Annotated in this window: 3 protein-coding genes; 2 read left to right on the top strand and 1 reads right to left on the bottom strand. The window is 41.9% G+C overall.

What is annotated here, in order from left to right; all coding sequences use genetic code 11:
- Window positions 1–105: 105 nt before the first annotated feature.
- On the top strand, window positions 106–552 hold the full coding sequence (locus tag JMX48_RS13910) for a DUF2798 domain-containing protein (protein ID WP_201538764.1): 447 nt from the start codon (window positions 106–108) through the stop codon (window positions 550–552).
- Between the two features lie 29 nt (window positions 553–581).
- Here the strand turns inward: JMX48_RS13910 and ampC are convergent, their stop codons facing one another.
- On the bottom strand, window positions 582–1,787 hold the full coding sequence (gene ampC, locus JMX48_RS13905) for a class C beta-lactamase (protein WP_201538763.1): 1,206 nt from the start codon (window positions 1,785–1,787) through the stop codon (window positions 582–584).
- 391 nt (window positions 1,788–2,178) lie between these two features.
- Between ampC and JMX48_RS13900 the strand changes: the two genes are divergently transcribed.
- Window positions 2,179–3,273 (top strand): NADH:flavin oxidoreductase/NADH oxidase, encoded by a 1,095-nt coding sequence (locus JMX48_RS13900; protein ID WP_201538762.1) that lies wholly within the window; start codon window positions 2,179–2,181, stop codon window positions 3,271–3,273.
- Window positions 3,274–3,420 lie beyond the last annotated feature (147 nt).

Raw genomic sequence — 3,420 nt, 5'->3', positions numbered from 1 at the left:
TGAATAGGTCATGGATTCTTCTGCTACTTCGCTTATTTTAAAAGCATTGTATCTTATTTATAAAAGACTGACTATAGGCTCAAATTATTTAATGTGGATAATTAGATGCCGAATCTTTTAAAAAAAATATTGATCATTTTTAGTATAGTTGCCGTTATTGGTGGTACGCTCACTTTCGTAATGACATGGAAAAGCATAGGTTTCAGCCCTGACTTTTTAACTTATTGGATGAAGTCTTTTGCACTTTGCGTAGTCTGCATTGCCCCTATTGGCGGTGTGATCGCCATGCTTATCAATAAATTTTTAACTGTAATATTACCAAATATATCTACCGTGAAAATGAATATCATTTTTGGCTTATGTATGGCGGTCGTAATGGAATCAATCATGGCGGGTATTACGACCGCCAATGTCAATGGTTTTTCTGATTGGAACCATTTTATCTATGTGTGGATTGCCAGTTTACTAACCGCTCTTCCTATTGGAATTATGTTTTCAATTATTCTGTCATTACTTATTAAACCCAAACTCGAAATTTTTTGGGCTAAATGACCTCTTTGGCAATCCCCCTCCTTTGAGCATTAGTTATTCATCACACTGTCTAAAATCGTATACGCAGCCTTAACCCGTTCTGTATTGGGATAGTTTTTATTGGTTAAAATAACAATACCTGTTTTTTTGGCAGGCATATAAGCGATGTAAGCGCCAAAACCATTGGTCGCCCCTGTTTTGTTAACCCAAACATCATTTAACACAGGGGTTGGCGGCTCATTCAATTGTATGGGCTGAGGTTGTAAGATGGTTTCTGTTGAATTGCCTTCTACAAGCTGTTGTAGGGTCGTCGGTAATGGATACATCTCCCAAGCCAGCCCTTGCGTAAAGTTTTTGGTTCGATAGTAGCCTTTTCTATTATTATCAAGTGCTTGCTGCATCTGGCTATCTACCGTTACCAGCCCCATATTTGCCGCCATAAAGCGCGTCATATCGGCACTGGTTGATTTGATGCCGTATGCTTCTGCATCAAGCATTCCGGGATTGACTCTGATTGGCTCACCTGCCGCGTTATAACCAAAGGCATAATCTTCCATTTTATTCGCAGGGACATCCACGAAAGTATTGGTCATCTTGAGCGATGGCAACACGGTGTTTTCTATGAGCTTGGTGTAGTCACTGTGCATACTCAGGGCAGAGATATAGCCGAACAGTCCGATACTGGCGTTGGAATATAAGCGTTTCGAATTGACAGGAAAGTCAGGATGCCAAGATTTATAATATTGCAGCAGCTCTTTATTATTCTCAATGTCTTCAGGCACCTGTAATGGTAACCCGCCTGCGCTATAAGTACCCAAGCTGATCAGCTTAGTATTGCCAATGGCGCTATTTTTTAGGTATGGAATATATTTGTCCGCCGTATCATCGAGTGATAAGGTGCCATTTAACTCAGAATAACTGGCCAACGTGGCAGCAAAGGTCTTACTCACAGAACCCAGCTCAAATATCGTGTCCTTTGATACTGGCTGATTGCGTTGCTTATCAGCCAAACCATAATTATAAAAATGTGATTTGCCGTCAACGATGATTCCAAACGCCATACCAGGAATCTGATATTGCGCCATTAACTGTTTGGCCTGCTTATCGACTTCTTGCTCTAAGCGATCATTAGCGTTTGCCGCTTGCGCCGTTTCAGATATCAGTAGGGTCGAAATCAGTACGCTAAGCGCTAGGCTGATGAGGGGTTTGTGAGTAGATGATTTTTTAGCAGTCAGTGTTGATGTAAATAGTTTCATAAGTTATTTATTGATGCCGTCTATTTGATTGAAAAAATGATTGCTAAATGTAGCAGTTTTAACCACTATTTATCACCCCATTTTTTGCAATTACCCTATTTTTTTTGTGTTTACTGATTGGATTGAGCAGAAAGGATCAGTGTGGTTAATTTGGCAGTGGGCGTTATATCAATGACGTGCATTAGTAGATATAGAGTCAATGACTCTCAAAAGTGAACGACATAAAATGCAATGTGCAGTATAAAAATAACGATTCATCCCCATCAACTATTCAAGCGATAATCATATAAGTTAAGTCATATAAGTTAAGTCATATAAGCCATACAAATCATTTATATCGCTTTTGCATTTTATTTCCCGTGCCTTTAGGCGCGTTTTTTAAGGATTAATCATGAGCCAACTTTTTTCGCCTTTGAAACTTGGGCAAATAACACTAGACAACCGTATTATCATCGCACCCATGTGCCAGTACTCTGCAAATGATGGCGCGGCAAGCGATTGGCATACGATCCATTTAGGCCAAATGAGTTTGAGTGGCGCAGGACTACTTATTTTAGAAGCCACTGCGGTCAACCCACAAGGACGTATCAGCTATGCTGATTTGGGATTATGGGATGAAAGGACGCAAACAGCACTAGCTAAAACGTTAACAGCAATCAGACAGTACAGCCCTATGCCGATTGGCATACAGCTTTCCCATGCTGGACGTAAAGCGTCAACCGAAAAACCATGGGACGGAGGCAGTGCGATTGCCCCTGATCAGTTAAATGGCTGGCAAACAGTTGCACCGTCGTCGCTTGCGTATGACGAAAATGCTAATGCACCCAAAGCAATGGATCAAAATGACATCGATGCGCTCATAAGCGACTTTGTCAATGCGGCAAAACGCGCAGATGCGCTGGGACTTGATTTGGTTGAAATCCATGGTGCTCATGGTTATCTATTGCATCAGTTTTTATCGCCGCTTTCTAATACACGTGATGATCAATACGGCGGCAGCCTTGAGAACAGAATGCGCTTGTTACTTGACGTATTTCAAGCGGTTCGGGCTGAATTCTCAAGTGAAAAACCAGTAGGTGTGCGTGTTTCTGCAACCGATTGGGTTGAGGGTGGCTGGGATCTCACACAAACAATCGAACTGGCTAAAGCATTAGAGGCATTAGGCTGTGATTATATCCATGTGAGCACCGCAGGACTTAGCCCAAAACAACAAATTCCTGTGGCAGCGAACTTCCAAGTGCCTTTTGCCACCGCGATAAAAGAAGCCGTCAATATACCAGTAATCGCAGTGGGCTTAATCACCGAAGCTGAGCAAGCGCAAAGCATTATTACTGAGGAAGAAGCGGATGCGGTTGCATTGGCACGCGGCATACTTTATGACCCGCATTGGCCTTGGCACGCAGCGGCAGAGCTTGGCGCAAAAGTAAAAGCGCCTAAACAATATCTACGCTCAAGCCCACATGGTAAGCCGTCTCCGATAGAATAAGTGTATAGTCGATACTGGCTCAATTGGTTAAATCCAATTGAGCCTTGCTGTTATAGATAGAGCCACTAACTATAGTCAGTTCAAAATAAAACTGTTATGGTCAGGACAAATATCATAAAACAATTTGGATAAGTCATTTTCCATCCA

This window comes from Psychrobacter immobilis, assembly GCF_904846225.1.
GTDB lineage: Bacteria > Pseudomonadota > Gammaproteobacteria > Pseudomonadales > Moraxellaceae > Psychrobacter > Psychrobacter immobilis_F.
This window is presented reverse-complemented; position numbering and strand designations above follow the sequence as displayed.

Excerpts from the sequence above, each read along its gene's own strand:
- JMX48_RS13910 (WP_201538764.1), top strand. The coding sequence starts at position 106 with ATGCCGAATCTTTTAAAAAAAATATTGATCATTTTTAGTATAGTTGCC.
- ampC (WP_201538763.1), bottom strand. The coding sequence starts at position 1,787 with ATGAAACTATTTACATCAACACTGACTGCTAAAAAATCATCTACTCAC.
- JMX48_RS13900 (WP_201538762.1), top strand. The coding sequence starts at position 2,179 with ATGAGCCAACTTTTTTCGCCTTTGAAACTTGGGCAAATAACACTAGAC.